The 17,390-nt window shown below is 41.9% G+C and carries 15 protein-coding genes; all 15 read right to left on the bottom strand.

Going from position 1 to position 17,390, the window contains the following annotated elements:
• Nucleotides 1-2 precede the first annotated feature (2 nt).
• Entirely contained in the window at nucleotides 3-2,567 is a 2,565-nt protein-coding gene (mutS, locus tag AC1TO4_RS02420; RefSeq protein ID WP_482103977.1) for a DNA mismatch repair protein MutS, read from the bottom strand.
• A gap of 231 nt (nucleotides 2,568-2,798) precedes the next feature.
• Nucleotides 2,799-3,353, bottom strand: a complete 555-nt coding sequence (cotE, locus tag AC1TO4_RS02415) for an outer spore coat protein CotE (RefSeq protein ID WP_482100511.1) — start codon at nucleotides 3,351-3,353, stop codon at nucleotides 2,799-2,801.
• 123 nt (nucleotides 3,354-3,476) lie between these two features.
• Complete coding sequence (locus AC1TO4_RS02410) at nucleotides 3,477-3,908, bottom strand: YlbF/YmcA family competence regulator (RefSeq protein ID WP_482100510.1); 432 nt, start codon at nucleotides 3,906-3,908, stop codon at nucleotides 3,477-3,479.
• A complete protein-coding gene (gene miaB, locus AC1TO4_RS02405) occupies nucleotides 3,908-5,449 on the bottom strand; it encodes a tRNA (N6-isopentenyl adenosine(37)-C2)-methylthiotransferase MiaB (protein ID WP_482103976.1) in 1,542 nt (513 codons plus the stop codon). Before miaB ends, AC1TO4_RS02410 begins: the two co-directional genes overlap by 1 nt.
• Nucleotides 5,450-5,642: 193 nt before the next feature.
• Complete coding sequence (locus tag AC1TO4_RS02400) at nucleotides 5,643-5,915, bottom strand: stage V sporulation protein S (protein ID WP_067211081.1); 273 nt, start codon at nucleotides 5,913-5,915, stop codon at nucleotides 5,643-5,645.
• A gap of 86 nt (nucleotides 5,916-6,001) precedes the next feature.
• Nucleotides 6,002-6,799 (bottom strand): TIGR00282 family metallophosphoesterase, encoded by a 798-nt coding sequence (locus AC1TO4_RS02395; protein ID WP_482103975.1) that lies wholly within the window; start codon nucleotides 6,797-6,799, stop codon nucleotides 6,002-6,004.
• Nucleotides 6,800-6,863: 64 nt separating this feature from the next.
• Nucleotides 6,864-8,423: a ribonuclease Y gene (gene rny / locus AC1TO4_RS02390; protein ID WP_482100507.1), complete on the bottom strand. Its 1,560-nt coding sequence runs from the start codon at nucleotides 8,421-8,423 to the stop codon at nucleotides 6,864-6,866.
• 339 nt (nucleotides 8,424-8,762) lie between these two features.
• The gene (gene recA / locus AC1TO4_RS02385; protein WP_482103974.1) at nucleotides 8,763-9,824 is read right to left on the bottom strand and encodes a recombinase RecA; all 1,062 of its coding nucleotides are present in this window, start codon (nucleotides 9,822-9,824) and stop codon (nucleotides 8,763-8,765) included.
• A gap of 174 nt (nucleotides 9,825-9,998) precedes the next feature.
• Nucleotides 9,999-11,252 carry a competence/damage-inducible protein A gene (locus tag AC1TO4_RS02380; RefSeq protein WP_482103973.1) on the bottom strand — a complete coding sequence of 418 codons (1,254 nt, stop codon included), beginning with the start codon at nucleotides 11,250-11,252 and terminating at the stop codon, nucleotides 9,999-10,001.
• A 14-nt stretch (nucleotides 11,253-11,266) separates the two neighbouring features.
• The gene (gene pgsA, locus AC1TO4_RS02375) at nucleotides 11,267-11,845 is read right to left on the bottom strand and encodes a CDP-diacylglycerol--glycerol-3-phosphate 3-phosphatidyltransferase (RefSeq protein ID WP_482103972.1); all 579 of its coding nucleotides are present in this window, start codon (nucleotides 11,843-11,845) and stop codon (nucleotides 11,267-11,269) included.
• Between the two features lie 49 nt (nucleotides 11,846-11,894).
• Nucleotides 11,895-12,761: a helix-turn-helix domain-containing protein gene (locus AC1TO4_RS02370; protein WP_482103971.1), complete on the bottom strand. Its 867-nt coding sequence runs from the start codon at nucleotides 12,759-12,761 to the stop codon at nucleotides 11,895-11,897.
• A 16-nt stretch (nucleotides 12,762-12,777) separates the two neighbouring features.
• Entirely contained in the window at nucleotides 12,778-13,575 is a 798-nt protein-coding gene (locus AC1TO4_RS02365) for a DUF3388 domain-containing protein (protein WP_482100502.1), read from the bottom strand.
• Between the two features lie 366 nt (nucleotides 13,576-13,941).
• Nucleotides 13,942-14,676 carry an elongation factor P 5-aminopentanone reductase gene (ymfI, locus tag AC1TO4_RS02360; protein WP_482103970.1) on the bottom strand — a complete coding sequence of 245 codons (735 nt, stop codon included), beginning with the start codon at nucleotides 14,674-14,676 and terminating at the stop codon, nucleotides 13,942-13,944.
• Entirely contained in the window at nucleotides 14,673-15,971 is a 1,299-nt protein-coding gene (gene yfmH, locus AC1TO4_RS02355; protein WP_482103969.1) for an EF-P 5-aminopentanol modification-associated protein YfmH, read from the bottom strand. The genes ymfI and yfmH overlap by 4 nt, the downstream gene beginning before the upstream one ends.
• Before the next feature lies 1 nt (nucleotide 15,972).
• Nucleotides 15,973-17,247: an EF-P 5-aminopentanol modification-associated protein YfmF gene (gene yfmF / locus AC1TO4_RS02350; RefSeq protein ID WP_482100499.1), complete on the bottom strand. Its 1,275-nt coding sequence runs from the start codon at nucleotides 17,245-17,247 to the stop codon at nucleotides 15,973-15,975.
• Nucleotides 17,248-17,390 lie beyond the last annotated feature (143 nt).

Here is a 17,390-nt window from a genome sequence, read left to right as displayed (position 1 = left end):
TCTCACCCTTTCTTAGTTCCGAGCTTTTCTTTCAACCCATGCACATATTGCAACGCTTGAAACGGCGTCATATTCATTAAATCCGCCCCGGCTATATCCGATAGCACATCCTGCTCTTCTGTTGAATGGTCATTTTTCTCTTCATTGTTCAAGTCGAAAAAGTTCAATTGGATCGGCTCTTCGCGAACTGTTTGGTTTTTCACATTTTCAAATGTATCTAGTAATGCTTTTGCTCGACTCAGGATTGTTTCAGGAAGGCCTGCAAGATCCGCAACGTAAATTCCGTAACTTTTGTCTGCCGGACCTGCCATCACTTTATGGAGAAAGACGACTTTACCATCTTGTTCCATTGCAGCGACATGGACATTTTCAAGTCGGGATAGTTCGTTATCCAAATTGGTCAGTTCATGGTAATGGGTAGAAAACAGCGTATTTGCTCCAATTTCATCGTGAATATGCTCCATCATGGCCTGCGCCAATGCCATACCATCATATGTAGAAGTGCCACGCCCAATTTCATCGAAAAGGAGGAGGCTCTGCGCCGTTGCATTAGCGATGGCATATTGTGATTCCATCATTTCCATCATGAATGTACTCTGTCCTGAAGCCAGGTCATCCGCGGCCCCGATTCTCGTGAATATTTGATCGGTGATTGGCAGTAATGCTTGATCACAAGGGACGTAACAACCAATCTGTGACATAACGACAATGAGTGCTACTTGTCGCATATACGTACTTTTACCCGACATATTAGGACCAGTGATAAGCAACATATTCGCTTCATCACTCAATTTACAGTTATTAGGAACATATAGAGAATGGTCCATCATTTTTTCAACGACGGGATGACGCCCATTTTTAATTTCTAACGATTTCCCATCATGAAATACCGGTTTCACGTAGTTGCGTTTTTCTGAAACCGCTGCGAATGAAAGAAGGACATCCAGTTCGCTCAGGACGCTTGCGAGATGCTGGATATGCCGAATATGCGTTTTCATGGAATCGCGAACCGCACTGAATAATTGATATTCAAGCTCTTGTCCATCTGCTTCCGCGTTTAAAATAAGGTCTTCTTTTTCTTTCAGTTCAGGGGTTATGTACCGTTCTGCATTTGCCAATGTTTGTTTTCTTTCATATCGCTCTAAGTCTGCAAGATGGATATTGGATTTCGTAATCTCGATATAGTAGCCGAAAATTCTGTTATACCCTATTTTTAAAGATTTAATGCCTGTACGCTCGCGTTCTAAGCGTTCTAGTTCTGCAAGCCATGTTTTACCATTCCTTGAAGCATCCCGGTATTGGTCTAGTAATGGATTATATCCATCTTTGATAATGCCGCCCTCTTTAACGGATAATGGAGGATTTTCGGCGATTGCGTTTTCGAGTATTTGCAATGCTTCATCACAACCATCAATTCTTTCAGAGAACTGATGAAGCAATGACCGATCGGATTGATGAAGTGATTCTTTGATAGCGGGAACTCGTCTCAAGGAATTCCGAAGTTGCGCTAAATCCCTTCCACTTGCGCTCCCCATTGAGATTCGTCCAGCAAGCCGCTCCAAATCGTAGACCTCTTTTAGGCTATTTTTCAATTCATCCCTTAGGAAAAACTCTTCAATTAGGTCAGTTACCGCATTGAGCCGATTTTCTATTTCTCTTTTTTCGGCTAACGGTTGATGGATCCACATTTTCAATTTACGGGCGCCCATCGCTGTAACTGTCTCGTCAAGCAACCAGTAAAGCGTACCCTCTTTACTTCCGCTCCGAATGGATTGAATGAGTTCCAAATTACGCATTGAATTAGCATCAATCGATAGTTTTGCTTGTTTTTGCAAAAATTCAAATGGACGTATATGATCGAGTGCTGTTTTCTGCGTGCGCTTCACGTAGGAAACAAGCATGCTGCAAGCCCCTGTGACATCGAATGGAACTGCGTCGAATAAATCCTTCGTCTCGAACTGCTCTTCACCGTACTCTACAGACAACATAATATTGCGTTTCGCCATGCTACCACCGAGCGTGAGATGCAGTCTTTCATCGACAACGACCTCTTTCATGCCAAGTGCTTCAATTTCGGCAATTAGCGTCCGCTCATCGCCTTCTACACACTCTACTTTCCCTTCTCCAGTTGCCAAGTCGAGATAAGCCAACGCATACCTGTTGCCGCCTATACTATCAGCAGAACCGATGAAGTGATTGGTATTCGCGTCAATTGTTTTTCCTTCAGTCATTGTACCGGGGGTAATGATTTTAACGACTTCTCTTTTTACAATCCCCTTCGCATGCTTCGGATCTTCTGTCTGTTCACAAATAGCCACTTTATGGCCTTTACTAATAAGTGTCTCGATGTAGCCTGCAGCCGCGTGATAAGGAACGCCGCACATCGGTATTCTGTCACGACTCCCAGCATCCCGGCTCGTTAACGTAATTTCAAGAATTTGAGATGCTTTCTCGGCATCCGAGAAAAACAATTCATAGAAATCGCCTAATCTGAAAAACAAAAATGCATCTTCATGCGCTGCCTTTACTTTTAAATATTGCTGAATCATTGGTGTATGTGTTGTCATTCTCTTACCTCACTAGGTTTACTATTTTTTATTATTATACCAAATTTGGGCTACGAAGAGCCCAAATTCTGCGTGATTTTTATGGTTTTCAAAAATCTAAGCAAGCCGTATTTACAACGAAGGGTCCAGGTTCCGCCTAATTTTGTGGTCTTCAAAAATCTAAGCGATCAGTTTTCCCTTTTTCATCTTAACGTAAAAAAACCAAAAAAAGCCGGTAGTGTTCTCCGGCTCTCAAAATGAGGATGATTCTTTTCCTTTTTTAGCATCATGTCCAGAAGGGCCACCTTGACCACGTGCTGATTTATGTCCCTCATCATGTGAGGATGATTCATCATTGACTTTCCATTCTTCTTCAAAACTTTGCGGATGAATCGTAATTAATACTTTAGTTTCTCCAACGACTTCTGCCATTAATTCGCGTTCAATCGTGATTTGGAACTTCTCACCGCTCTCCGAAATGACCGCTTCTGTACAATTCGGATGCTGGATGACATCTACAATTACCTCTTCGTGACCTGACGTCGGTTCATCTCTATAATGTAGCCGAATCTTGTCTCTGTAAGGAATTGACTCTGTAAATACAGATGTTTTTGAATGATCCTGATGGGAATACCAAACGTTGACGTCGAACTTACCACTCACTTCGATGTATTTACCAACCTTCTTCGCCTGATGTGTATGGTTGATGACCCAACAGCCGAGTATACTCGTGGGACTATTCGGCGGCTTAAGTGACACCGTCGTTTCGGTCCGCTTCTTCCCCTTGGCAATAACCGTCTTCGTCACAATCTGGCGTAAATTTTTCAGTTTAATTCCTCCTCCATTCGCTTCAATCCATTCTATGCAAGAGAAGCCCAGAGAGTGAAAAAAATCGGCAGAAAATTTATTTCCGCCGATTGGTATGATTGATTATAGTTTTTCATATGTTGTGTTTTTTACATAAGAACCTGTTTCGCCTCGTCGCACATCGCCATCTGTCGCTTCGATGATTTCATCTGTGACTGTATTTGCAATTGTATTCGATACGAGTTGAAGTAAATCATTCACTTCGCCTTGTGATTGTTTGAATTCCTGGACGATAGGAACTTCATCGATATCTGCTTGAATCTTCTCGATTTTACCTTCAATAATACTTAAAGCTTTTTCTTTACCATACTGTTGGAAATTGACGGCCTGTTTTTGCAATGACTTCAGGCTCGCAATGTTTTCACGAATTTTTTGGTTTTCATTAATCTGTGCTTCCGCACGTTTGAAAAACTCAACTTGTTCCGTGTTAGCAATCATGTGTGCAATTTCGCGTGCTTTTGCAATAATTTCATCTTTTGTATATATCTTTTCCATTATGACATCACCTTTTCCTTTTCTACAACGCCGATGAATTCACCGTCGAGTGACCACGTTTTGGCCTCTATTATTTTTACGTTTACAATTTTTCCAATTGCCGATTGGGGTGCTTTGAAATTCACCAGTTTATTTTTCGATGTATATCCTGCTAGCACTTCTGGATTCCGCTTGCTTTCCCCTTCAACCAACACTTCCACGACTTTTCCTTTGTAGGGTTTCATCGCTTCCGCGGATAATTCATTAACAAGATTATTCAACCGCTGCAGACGTTCTTTTTTCACTTCCATTGGGATATTGTCAACCATTTTTGCAGCTGGTGTACCTTCCCTTGGTGAATAAATATACGTATAGGCGATATCGAAACCGACTTCTCTATATAAGGACATCGTCTCTTCAAACTGCTCGTCCGTTTCATTCGGGAATCCAACGATAATGTCCGTTGTTAACGTTACATTCGGAATCGCTTTTTTAATCTTCGCGACTAGATTAAGATAGTGTTCGCGTGAATACTTGCGTGCCATAATTTTCAATATATCACTTGAACCGGATTGGACGGGAAGATGGATGTGATCGACTAAATTTCCACCCTTAGAAAGCACTTCGATTAAATGGTCATCGAAATCACGGGGATGGCTTGTTGTGAAACGAATTCTCGGAATATCGATTTTTCGTAAGTCGTCCATCAAATCACCGAAACGGTAACCGATATCATCAAAGTCTTTCCCGTATGAATTGACGTTCTGTCCGAGCAATGTTATTTCCTTATACCCTTCTGCCGCTAACTGTCGAACTTCTTGAATGATGTCTTGTGGTCGCCTGCTGCGTTCCTTGCCTCGTGTATAAGGAACGATGCAATAGGTACAGAATTTGTCACAACCGTACATGATGTTAACCCATGCCTTGATATTACCATGTCTGACCTTTGGAAGGTTCTCAATGATATCCCCTTCTTTTGACCAAACATCGATTACCATCTCTTTTGACATGTATGCCTCATGTAAAATGTTGGGAAGTCTATGAATATTATGTGTACCGAAAATCATATCAACTTGATCATACGTTTTTAGGATTTTATTCACAACTGATTCTTCTTGGGACATACATCCGCAGACGCCAATCAGGACGTCAGGGTTCTTCTGCCTAAGAGGTTTGTAGTGTCCAAGTTCTCCAAAAACCTTATTTTCAGCGTTTTCTCGTATGGCACATGTATTGAGCAATATAAGATTTGCTTCTTTGACATTTTCTGTAGCCTCATAACCTAGCCCCATTAAAATACCTGCAATTACTTCTGTATCATGTTCGTTCATTTGACAGCCGAACGTTCTGATAAAAAACTTCCGATTGTTTCCCATTCCTCGGAAACGTTCGTCAATTTTGAAATCATCGTGATAGGCAATTTCTTCTTTGCCACGCTTTTTCGCATCTTTCAACGATGGTGGTGCGTAGACTGTCTGAAAGTATTGGCTATAGTCCTTTTCTGGCGGTTTAACATGAGCCGGTTCCAAAAGCCCGGCATTCAGGCGCTGTTCTTCACTCATCCAAATTGCCCCCTTTCCAACGAAAATGTAGGAATTTAAACATATTGTTTCATTATATCTAATTATAGACCGGCTATACAAGAGTGAGCCTGCTTTGTCGATTGATTGTCACAGTTCCACTAAGCTTTTTATTTTTAAACAACTAAAAGACCACAGGAAAATAGTGGCTTCCTGTGGTCTCAACTTTTCTAATTTACATATTGCGCTGTCGCTTTTCAACGAGCAATTTCAAAGCTGTTCGTCCCTCACCATTAATTTCGATATCTGTGAAGGCCGGTGCACAAATGAGATCACCACCACTAGGAGCGACGAATCCTCGTGCAATTGCAATTGCTTTTATAGCTTGATTTAATGCACCTGCACCTACTGCCTGCATTTCTGCGTACCCCTGGTCCCGTATAACTGCGACGAGTGCTCCAGCAACGGAATTGGGATTCGAGCGAGATGATACTTTCAATGGATTCAACATAATTCCTCCTTATTTTTCGATGTCTATGGAACAGATATCTCCATAAACCATCCTATGACTCGGAGGTTACGTTTAGACGCGAATCATCCTTTGAAAGGTCGGTCATCATTGATAGAAACACGTTCAACTTTTACAGCATGCCCTTTTTCATCATCCAATTCCACAAAAAGTCCATTTAACTGGGAACGTCCCGATTTAGGAACTTCAAAACGGACTGGTAAATTGGTTTTGAAACGATAGAGGACATCCTCTTTTTTCATGCCTAGTATTTCATCATACGGGCCCGTCATACCTGCGTCAGTCAAATAGGCTGTACCTCCTGGTAAAATGCGATCATCCGCCGTCTGAACATGCGTGTGCGTCCCTACAACTACTGACACTTTCCCATCAAGATGCCAACCCATAGCTATTTTTTCACTCGTTGCTTCAGCATGAAAATCGACGAAAACAAGCGGGGAGATTTCTCTCGCATCTGCTACCAGTTCATCCGCCTTTTCAAATGGATCCCCGTGTGGAGGTAAAAATACCCGTCCGTGTAGATTAATGATGGACAATGTAACGCCATTACGTGAAATCGTTGTCATCCCTTTACCGGGTGCTTCATCTGAAAAGTTTGCTGGACGAATTAGATAATCAGTATCATCTATAAAATCATATATTTCTTTCTGATCCCATGTGTGATTCCCCATTGTTATGACATCCACACCTGCGCGTAACAACTCGTCAAATATTGATTTTGTAATGCCTCTTCCAGCTGCTGCATTTTCACCATTGGCAATAATGACATCAGGGTTGTACTTTCTTTTTAAGCGCGGTAAATAATCAAATATCATATCCCTACCAAGCGAACCGACAATATCACCTATGAATAATACTTTCATTTAAAATATCTCTCCCAATAAAAAAGAAGTTCCCGGACCGAAATCACGGAAACCCCTTTTTTTACTATTTTGCGTATTCGACCGCACGTGTTTCACGGAGGACCGTTACTTTAATATGACCTGGATAATCGAGTTCTTCTTCAATTCGTTTCCGAATATCTCTCGCTAGACGATGGGCTGAAATATCATCAATCTGATCTGGACGAACAATCACTCGGACTTCGCGTCCAGCCTGGATTGCAAATGATTTCTCCACACCCTCATACGATTCAGAAATCTCTTCAAGCTTCTTCAGTCTGCGAATATAATTTTCAAGTGTCTCACTACGTGCTCCCGGTCTTGCAGCTGATAATGCATCTGCTGCTGCTACGAGTACTGCAATTACCGATGTCGCTTCTGTATCCCCATGATGGGAGGCGATACTGTTTATAACGACAGGGTGTTCCTTGTATTTCGTTGCTAGTTCTACACCAATTTCTACGTGACTGCCTTCAACTTCATGATCAATCGCTTTTCCGATGTCATGGAGTAGTCCAGCCCGTCGTGCGAGTGTAACATCTTCTCCAAGTTCAGCTGCCAATAATCCCGCGAGATAAGCAACTTCTGTCGAGTGCTTCAGAACATTTTGACCATAACTTGTACGGAAACGGAGTCTTCCGATGATTTTGATAAGGTCAGGATGCAAATTATGAATTCCGATATCGAACGTTGTCTGCTCTCCAGTTTCACGGATGAGCTCATCCACTTCACGTCTAGATTTATCAACCATCTCTTCGATGCGTGCCGGATGAATCCGTCCATCTGCCACTAATTTCTCAAGTGCCAGTCGTGCAGTTTCACGACGTACCGGATCAAATCCTGACAAAATGACAGCTTCCGGTGTATCATCGATGATCAGGTCAATTCCTGTCAACGTTTCGAGCGTTCGAATGTTTCGTCCTTCACGGCCAATGATGCGGCCTTTCATCTCATCATTCGGCAGATTAACGACCGATACAGTCGTTTCAGCAACATGATCTGCAGCGAATCGTTGTAAAGCAATAGATAGAATTTCACGCGATTTCTTATCTGATTCCTCTTTTGCACGTTGTTCAGACTCTTTCGTCATGACAGCGATGTCTGTAGCAAGTTCTTTTTCTACTTCACTTAAGATGAGCCTTCTTGCTTCATCTCTTGTCAGTGATGATATCTTTTCAAGTTCAGTTTTCTGAACCGTTACTAATTCTTCCGCCTTGCGTTCCATCTGTTCTATAAGCTGTTGTCTTCCTGTAAGCGCTTCTTCTTTACGCTCCAGACCTGAGTCTCTTTTATTGAGAGCTTCATCCTTGCGATCATGATTTTCTTCCCGTTGTAAAAGACGGCTTTCCTGCTTTTGCAGTTCCGCCCTTCGTTCACGGATCTCTGATTCCGCATCAATTCTCAGTTTGTGAGTTTCATCTTTCGCTTCTAGTAGTGCTTCTTTTTTAAGAGACTCTGCCTCACGCTTCGCCTCTTCGACGATTTGTTCTGCCGAGTTCTTGGCACCAGTCACTTTTGAATCATTCACTTTCTTACCAAAGATATAGGTAACAACTGCACCGACGAACAGACCGAGCAAAGCGAAGATGATAAATTCTACTAACATCCAGCTCACCTCCTCCTGCTATTCTTTTCATTTTCAGTCGGCTCATATATCTACGTACAATATACTGCCAAAATCATTTAAAGGGTATGAAATTATACAATTCTAATTGTATCTATGTAAATTTGACATGTCAAGGATACGGAGGTCTTCAGAACGCATTATTCAATGAATTAATTGCAGTTTTTATTCCTGCATTTTACAACTACCACAGGTTTTATAATTGATAATGCCATTGAATTTCTCATTTTCAGTTTCAAAATGGTAATCTCCCATTCCCATGCCCACAGCATAAAAAAACCGATTGTCCAAAGTAAAGGACAAATCGGTTATTAAACGCTGTTATTCTTTATCAAGAAGTAGTTCTAGCTCTTCGTCTTCTTCGTCTATGTCATTGGCAATAACGACATTTTTTGCACCATCGAGTCCATATGACTCACGAATTTTGCGGGAGATTTCCGCACGGATATCCGGATTTTCCTTCAAGAACTGTTTCGAGTTCTCGCGTCCCTGCCCCATTCGTTCACCTTCGTATGAATACCATGATCCACTTTTTTGAAGTACTTCGGATTCTGCACCAAGATCGACAATTTCGCCTTCTCTTGAAATTCCTTCTCCGTACATAATATCAACTTCCGCCAATTTGAAAGGCGGTGCAACTTTATTTTTAACAACGCGAATTCGTGTTTTATTTCCCATAATATCATTGCCTTGTTTGATAGCTTCTCCACGTCGTACATCTATCCGAACAGAAGAGTAAAATTTCAATGCGCGTCCCCCAGGTGTTACTTCCGGGCTACCGAACATAACACCCACTTTTTCACGGATTTGGTTAATAAATATCGCAATCGTGTTGGATTTATTAATAGCACCTGAAAGTTTGCGTAAAGCTTGGGACATAAGACGGGCTTGCAATCCGATGTGCGAATCACCCATCTCCCCTTCAATTTCTGCTTTAGGTACGAGTGCAGCAACGGAGTCCACTACAAAAATATCGACAGCGCCACTTCGTACGAGTGCTTCAGCGATTTCAAGTGCTTGCTCTCCCGTGTCAGGCTGAGAAAGTAGCAACTCATCGATGTTAACACCCAATTTTTGTGCATAAAGCGGATCGAGCGCATGTTCAGCGTCGATAAATGCCGCTGTTCCTCCTGCAGCCTGCACTTCTGCGATGGCATGAAGGGCAACTGTCGTTTTACCCGAACTTTCAGGTCCGTATATTTCAATGATACGCCCGCGTGGATATCCACCTATACCGAGTGCAAGATCCAGTGTAAGGGAGCCTGACGAAGATGTTTCAAGTTCCAGGTTTGTTTTTTCACCCAGTTTCATAATGGATCCTTTACCGAATTGCTTTTCAATTTGTTTTAACGCAATATCTAATGCCGCTTTACGGTCGCTCAAATTATTTCCTCCCTGAAGGTGATGTTCTGTTTTTCTTACTACCCCTACTATACTCCTTTAATGAGAAATACTCAATATAAAAGCGAACATTTATTCGACTTTTTTTATAAAATGTAGTTTCAAGTGAGAATAGAGGGGTAAATCGGATTTTTAAATGAGAACAGGGGCTAAACTTTAATTTTGACTTTCTTTAGCCGTGAGATATTTAATAAGATAATAGGTTGCAAATCTTGCTGCTCGGAGACGATTTACGTTTCTTGAACCCGACAAAAATAATTTGTGTGTTTCTGTAATTCCATTGGAGGAGGCGATACCAATCCAAACGGTTCCCGCTGGCTTACCATCATGTGGATCCGGACCAGCAGCACCCGTGAGTCCAATACCAATGTCTGACTTGAACTTTCGTTTAACGTTCTCTGCAAGAGATGCCGCACATTCCGAACTCACAACGCCATATTCCTCCAATAGTGACTGCTCAACACCGAGCTGTTCCATTTTGGTTTTTTCATTGTAGACAACAATGCCGCCTTCTAGTGACGAACTGATTCCTGGTTCCATAGCGAGTTCGGACATGAATAGGCCAGTAGTCAAACTCTCCGCTGCCGCCAATGTCCAACCGTTTCGGATTAGAAGTTCAGCAGCTTTGGAAGACAATGTATCTTCATTTACCCCATAGATGAAATCGCCCACTAGAGAACGGATTTCCTCTTCTACAGGAGCAATCATTTGTAGCGCTGCATCGTTCGTTGCCGCTTTTGCAGTAATACGCAATGTCACTGCATCCGCTGTTGCCAACGGTGCAATTGTTGGGTTTGTTTGTTTTTCTAAAATGGACTGGATCCGGTCCTCAAGTTCCGCTTCACCTATACCATAAAATTTCAATACTTTAGATGTAATGACTTCATGCTTCCCTGTTAGACCTAACAAGTATGGAATCGCCTCATGCTCAAACATCGGTTCCATTTCATGTGGTGGACCTGGTAGGAGAACATAGCGTATACCCTCTTTCTCTACCGCCATTCCCGGAGCCATGCCATTCCGGTTAGTCAATACTTTAGCGCCTTTGAAGACCAATGCCTGTTTTTTATTATTCTCTGTCATTACCCGACCGCTACGTTCAAAATACTGTTGGATATGACGAAGCGCATCATCATCGCTGACAAGTGTCGTACCAATATGCTTCACTATTGTTTCTTTTGTCATGTCGTCTTTCGTCGGTCCAAGTCCCCCGGAGAAAATTAAAATATCTACTCGTTTCCTTGCAATTTCAATCACTTCATCTAAACGCTCAGGATTATCACCGACGACCGACTGATAATGGACGTCAATGCCTATTTCGGCAAGTTTCAATGAAATGAATTTGGCATTCGTATTCGTTATTTGTCCTAACAGCAATTCAGAACCAATTGCAATTATTTCTGCTTTCATATCCATCCACCTCCTTACATTGACTCCAACAGAATTTTTCTGTTTTTATAGAAGTAGTCAATACCTGACCAAACTGTAAACACCAATGCGATATAAAGCATAATTACACCGAAAGGAAAGCCAATCGATTCGAAAAATATATTGTTCAACAATAGTGAAGTAATCGCTAGAATTTGTGCCACTGTTTTAATTTTACCAAGTTGGTTAGCCGCTACAACTTCCCCGCCGCCTGCGAGGATAAGTCGTAAGCCTGTCACAGCAAATTCACGGCTGATAATAATAATCACAATCCAAGAAGGTGCTATACCAAGCTCAACGAGTATGATAAGAGCCGCTGAAACGAGTAACTTGTCTGCAAGTGGATCTAGAAATTTCCCCATATTTGTAACGAGATTGTTTTTTCTAGCGATATAACCGTCGAGCCAGTCCGTTATAGAGGCAATGATAAAAATGAGTCCTCCGATTAAATGTTCTTTCATCATTTCAGTTCCAGCCACTGCGATATCGCCCATGCCAAAATCGATAAGCATGAAAATCATGAAAACTGGAATAAGTAGGACACGTGATACTGTTATTTTGTTAGGTAAATTCATTAAGAACACTTTCCTTTCAAAGAAAATAGTCATCTGAAGTAGATGACTATCATTCTTTCGTGTATTTGATCATTATGTTTTGCGGAACAGTATCCTGTGGCGTTACACCATATTCAAGTAGTTCGCCATTCACATAGATTTCAGTTGATTTAGGACGTCCTACCCGAATTCGGACGGATTCTGTTGCCGTCACATCGAATTCAATCGTTTCCCCAGTGTTCATGATGCGTGCGGGTGTCATCCACTCTTTACCTGTATTGTCTTTAACACCTATCCAAGAACCTCCGTTTAAACGAATTTCAAGTTTGAACGCTTCAGCATTAGTAAGTTCATAATTCAACGTTTCCCCACTTGCGCTTTCAAAAGCTAGAGCCTGTTGTGGTTTTTCAGGTTCCGGTTCTTCTTCCACTGGATCTTCGTCTGTCGTATCATTTTCAACCTTAGATGGATCCGGTTTGCTATTCTCCATCGTTACCGGCTGATCGGTCTCTATGATATCAACACCAGGCGAAGTATCTGATGTACCTTTGGAAAGGGTCCAGACAACAACCAAGATGAAGATGATAAACAAAGCAACGATAATTTTCGGCATAATTTCATTTAACCGGGTATTGCTTTTCAAGCCCCTTCTACGAGTTAACGTCGTTGAAGGTAACTGTCCTGCCTCATCTTCAGCCGATACGGCAGGAGAACTGTCCTTATACATAGTAAGCATTTCATCCGGGTCGAGACCCACTGCTTCTGCATATTGTTTTATAAATGCCCTTACATAAAAAGAGCCGGGCATCATGCTGTAATCTTCATTTTCGATACCGGAAAGGTACCGTTTCTGTATTTTCGTGATTGACTGTAAATCTTCCAACGTAAAACCTTTATCCGTTCTCGCCTGCTTGAGACGGTCACCTAATCCAGTCACCAAAAACACCTGCCTATCAAAAATTGAATAAACCCGAACCGTCCGTCGACCCATTGCCCGACATCATATGGTTCTTCTCCATCATTTCATATGTAATTTCTTGCTCTGGATCTGTTCTCAATTCGATAATGTAATCGAAGTCCTCAATGCTATATTCAGAATGCTTAACAAACATATCCGGATGCTCTACAACTTTAATAGAAGGCATTCGCATCATCTCTCTGACGAGTTGCATATGACGCTCATCATCTGCACGGCGTGTAACAATTCCATCCAGAATGAAGATATTATCCTTCGAAAACTCATCGCCTGCCAAGTTTTTCCGAAGTGTTTGCTTTATCATTGTTGAAGATAGAAAAATCCATTTTTTGTTCGCACAGACACTAGCTGCGACAACCGATTCAGTCTTTCCTACGCGTGGCATTCCACGTATCCCGATTAACTTATGACCTTCCTGCTTAAATATCTCCGCCATAAAGTCAACAAGAATCCCAAGATCGCTTCGTAGGAAACGGAAAGTTGTTCTTTCATCCGCATCACGCTGAATATAACGCCCGTGTCGGACCGCTAGAATATCGCGCAATTTCGGTTCACGGATTTTTATCACCTGAATGGTCTCCATCGTCTCGGCAATTTGTGCGAATCGTGCGATCTGATCATCATCTTCGGTCCGCAGCAGCATACCACGGTGTCCGCCGTCAACTCCATTGATTGTAACAATGTTCACGCGTAGCATTCCGAGTAGTGATGATATATCCCCCAGAAGACCAGGACGGTTTACCTGAATTTCATATTCGAGATACCATTCACCCATCCGACACACTCCCCTTTGTCCATTTTTCAAACAATCTACTACTATATGACGCACAGAAAGCAATATAGTTCTATGATAGCGGATTCTAGGCATTATGAAAAGGAAAAAGAGTAAAAGAAAAAGGGGATTGTCGAACTCCCCTTAGATCAATCACGCCTCGGCGTGATTGCGTCCAGATTTTGAATTGAGCTTGCTCAATTAACTCCCTTCAAAATCTCTGACATCCGCCGGAGGCTTTAACAAGGAGAAATGGAACTCAATTTCTCCCCATTCAGCAAGGGTTTGATCCCCCGCTGAATTGCTGACTTCGTTCGCATTCATTTCGCCACTTATAGAAGTGGATGACTTATGCTGAATGAAGTTAAATCAAATATACCAACCGCCATTTACTTTCAAAATCTCACCCGTTATATAATCCGCCTTGCCGCTCAATAGAAAATTAACTGCGTCAGCGACATTTTCTGGTGTCCCGCAACTCATTAGCGGGATCGTATCGATAATCATTTGTCGTTCGTCCAATGGAATGTCAGCATTCATCCGCGTTTCAATCCATCCGGGGGCAACTGCATTCACTCTTACTCCTGAATAGGCCGCTTCTTTTGCATATGCTTTAACAAATGCATGTTGCGCACCTTTTACGGCCGAATACATCACTTCTCCCGCCGCCCCCGTATTGCCCCAAATCGAGCCAATCACAACGACATAGGATCGATCAAATGCTCGCAGTTGAGGCGATAACAGACTGATTAGCCTTGCCGGGTTTTGGACATGAACTTTCCATAAGGCATCCATGTCTCCAACAGTTGTTTCCGTTAACAATTTAAGCATGGATTGACCGTTCGATACGACAACTGCACCTGCACGAGGAACTTGTTTGGCCAGAAGGTCTGCTCCGTCGATTGCACTAAAATCTGCTTGCACTATTTGAAAGTCCGCTTCCGGATAAGCCGAAATCAGTTCCGACTGAAGAAGAAGCGCTTGTGCTGTATTTTCATTGTAGTGAAGGTATAACGACCATCCTGTAGATGCCAGATTCCGACTGATTGCTCCGCCAATCCCACCGGATGCACCAAGGATGACACAGTATTTCCTGTCTGTCATTGTGCTTTATCGGCTGGGATAATTGAATAAACAGTATGACCGCTTTCATCTGAAAACGTATGGAATGCTTCTTTCAATTTTTCAAGCGTTAATTTTTCAAGTATCGGAACAACGTCAAATAGATTCATGTTATTGAACGTGTACCGTGTAAATTGATTGGCGATAAATTCAGGTGAATTTAAAGAACGCATAAATTGGCCTATTTTTTTCTTTCTCATCCGATTAAGTTCCACATCAGTAATTGGCCACGCCTCTGCCGCATCACGTACCGTTTTTCGAATGGCTGCTTCAAGTTCTTCTGGCTGATCGGTATCCGAACCAACCATTGCAAATCCAAATCCTTTTTCCATTGTAAAATCATAAGAGAAGGATTCATCGATAAGACCGTCTTTGTATGATTCCGTAAAGAATTCAGAAGATCTGCCAAATAGGATATCTAGAACAAGGCCTGCTGAGAGTTCTTGAATCAGCATCTCTTCCCCTTCGATGTCCGTATTGTTGCATTTCATCCCCATATTGAATTTCGGTTTAGACACATCCATTGCGAGTGTACGATTCGCTATGGCTGCCGTTTCCTTTTCAGTTGGGAAGCGGCGTTCAATTTCGGCTGGCTCATCGAATGTTTTTGAGTCTTGGTTCTTTTTGATGAATGCCATCATCTCTGCAGGATCAACAGCTCCGACAATAAACAGGACCATATTTGACGGATGATAAAAAGTTTCATAGCATTCATACAAATGTTCAGCAGTGATATCTTGAATAGTCGCGACCGTACCTGCGATGTCTATTTTTACGGGATGTTCATAGAAAAGATTCTCAATTGTACCGAAATAAAGGCGCCAATCGGGTTGATCGTCGTACATGGTAATTTCCTGTGCGATAATCCCCTTTTCCTTATCGACCGTCTGTTCAGTAAAATACGGTTCTTGAACAAAATCGAGGAGAACTTCCGTGTTGTCGTATAACTTATCTGTAGAAGAAAAAAGATACGCAGTCCTCGTGAAAGAAGTGAACGCATTGGCAGAAGCTCCATTGACACTGAACTTCTGAAATACATCTCCATCTTCTTTTTCAAACATTTTGTGTTCGAGGAAATGAGCGATACCATCCGGAACAGTTACTTCTTCCGTTTTACCACGCGGGACGAAAGCCCGGTCAATTGAACCGTATTTCGTCGTGAATGTCACGAATGTTTTTGAGAATCCCCGTTTCGGTAGAATATAGACATCCAGTCCGTTGTCGAGCGTTTCGTTATATAATGTTTCCTGCAAATTATCGAATTGAATTTTTTTCATATTAATTAGCCTCCTTGCCGGATAACAGATAGACGATTTCTAACGTAATTTCAGAAGCCATCTTTTTAATATCCTCTTTTGTTACGGATTCCCAACCGGATATAATTGTTTGCGCTGTGAAATGTTCATCAAGTTCTTTGTATTGATCAAACACTTCAATCTGCCCTCTTGCTGAATCGAATGCACTCTTAATACCGTTAGCGAGCAACGCCTTCGTCTGTTCGATTTCAAGGTCTGTAATATCTCCGGCTTGTAGTACCTTAAGTTGTTCCTTGATGAGGTTTACGGCTTTCTCTTCAAGTTCAGCATCGATTCCTGCAGTCACATAGAGAAGACCATATTGCGAAGAATACGAACTGGAAGCATAATATGCCATGCTTTCTTTTTCACGAACATTTACGAATAACTTACTATGAGAAAAACCACCGAAAACACCATTTGTCATTTGCATTTTCGCATAGTCAGGATGATGGAAAGTCACAGGTGTACTGAATCCAAGGTGTAATTTCCCTTGCTTCATTTCCTGTTTTTCCTGCACATGTTTAACTTCATCCGATTTCACAACTGGTTGTTTTACATCCTTTTTGCGTTCATACGCTTTTCGGGCGTTGAATGTGAATGTTGTTTTTATTTTTTCTATCATTGCGTCTTCGTCGATATCACCAACAACGTAAATATCAATTTCATCTTCATTAATCATGTTTTCATACGTCTTGTAAAGATCTGCAGCTGTAATTGCATCCACATCCTTATCCGTTCCGTAGGAAGATGAAGACGCTGCGCTATTAGGCCGAAGCAGTTCGAGCATACGTTTTTGAGCATATCGCGACTTGTCATCATAAACCGAACGAATCCGATCTTTGACAGACCTCTTTTCACGGTCGACAACTGTTTCATCAAATTTCCCATCCACTGCGTTTGGGTCAAATATGACAGTTTGAATTAGGCCAAGAACTTCCTCAAGAACGCCGCCTTCAGATAAATACTCATCGTTCACACATTCTGCAGCCAGGGAGACAATATGTGTTTCCCCGCGCTTTCCTGCATCCGTGTACAATACCGTTCCATACAATTCGTCTAATGCATTTCGGAATTCAGTTTGTGTCCGGTAACGACCATTTGAATCTTCTAAAACATTTGCCAATACAGCACGAAGAGCGGATTTTTTATCATCAAGAACCGATTTCCACTTCACAGAGAAGTTGACGGTTTTGAATTGTTCTGACTTACGGATATATAATGTGACGCCTTCTTGTAGCACTACTTTTTTGAACATATGAACACCTCTGTTTTAGTTAATATGCGGAATCCTAACTTCACTATACATTCCGTGAGTCGAAAGATGCAAATATACCGGCGGAAGTATTGTCATTTACTCAAAAAAACTGCCTAGAAGTCTGTTGTAGCAGACTATCTAGG

The organism is Sporosarcina sp. Y838 (assembly GCF_056786515.1).
Note: the sequence above shows the minus strand (reverse complement) of the source record. Positions and strands in the feature narration are given on the sequence as shown.

Excerpts from the sequence above, each read along its gene's own strand:
- miaB (WP_482103976.1), bottom strand. The coding sequence starts at position 5,449 with ATGAGTGAAGAACAGCGCCTGAATGCCGGGCTTTTGGAACCGGCTCAT.
- AC1TO4_RS02395 (WP_482103975.1), bottom strand. The coding sequence starts at position 6,799 with ATGAAAGTATTATTCATAGGTGATATTGTCGGTTCGCTTGGTAGGGAT.
- pgsA (WP_482103972.1), bottom strand. The coding sequence starts at position 11,845 with ATGAATTTACCTAACAAAATAACAGTATCACGTGTCCTACTTATTCCA.
- yfmH (WP_482103969.1), bottom strand. The coding sequence starts at position 15,971 with ATGAAAAAAATTCAATTCGATAATTTGCAGGAAACATTATATAACGAA.
- AC1TO4_RS02365 (WP_482100502.1), bottom strand. The coding sequence starts at position 13,575 with ATGGGTGAATGGTATCTCGAATATGAAATTCAGGTAAACCGTCCTGGT.
- ymfI (WP_482103970.1), bottom strand. The coding sequence starts at position 14,676 with ATGACAGACAGGAAATACTGTGTCATCCTTGGTGCATCCGGTGGGATT.
- AC1TO4_RS02410 (WP_482100510.1), bottom strand. The coding sequence starts at position 3,908 with ATGGAAAAGATATATACAAAAGATGAAATTATTGCAAAAGCACGCGAA.
- yfmF (WP_482100499.1), bottom strand. The coding sequence starts at position 17,247 with ATGTTCAAAAAAGTAGTGCTACAAGAAGGCGTCACATTATATATCCGT.
- rny (WP_482100507.1), bottom strand. The coding sequence starts at position 8,423 with ATGTTAGTAGAATTTATCATCTTCGCTTTGCTCGGTCTGTTCGTCGGT.
- mutS (WP_482103977.1), bottom strand. The coding sequence starts at position 2,567 with ATGACAACACATACACCAATGATTCAGCAATATTTAAAAGTAAAGGCA.
- AC1TO4_RS02380 (WP_482103973.1), bottom strand. The coding sequence starts at position 11,252 with ATGAAAGCAGAAATAATTGCAATTGGTTCTGAATTGCTGTTAGGACAA.